General features: G+C 64.7%; 1 protein-coding gene. It reads right to left on the bottom strand.

What is annotated here, in order from left to right:
- Positions 1-249, bottom strand: a 249-nt coding sequence (locus SB756_RS33445) for an ABC transporter permease subunit (protein ID WP_410913681.1), incomplete at both ends; no start/stop codon positions are given.

The raw sequence follows: 249 nt of genomic DNA, 5'->3' as shown, positions 1-249 counted from the left end.
GGTGCTGCTTGCCCTGGGTCACCAACTCGCCCAGCGAAGCACTCCCGGCCGGCATGCCGAAGCCCAGAAAGTCCAGCGCGGTCAAGGTGGTGATCGCCCCGGTCAACATGAACGGTACATACGTCAGCGTGGCATTCATGGCATTGGGCAGGATGTGCCGCAGCATCACCTGGCTGTCGGGCAGCCCCAACGCGCGCGCGGCTTTGACGTACTCAAGGTTGCGCCCCCGAAGGAACTCGGCACGCACCA

This window comes from Pseudomonas sp. SIMBA_068 (assembly GCF_046534705.1).
GTDB lineage: Bacteria > Pseudomonadota > Gammaproteobacteria > Pseudomonadales > Pseudomonadaceae > Aquipseudomonas > Aquipseudomonas putida.
The sequence above is the reverse complement of the archived record's forward strand: the minus strand, read 5'-3'. Positions and strand labels throughout refer to the sequence as shown.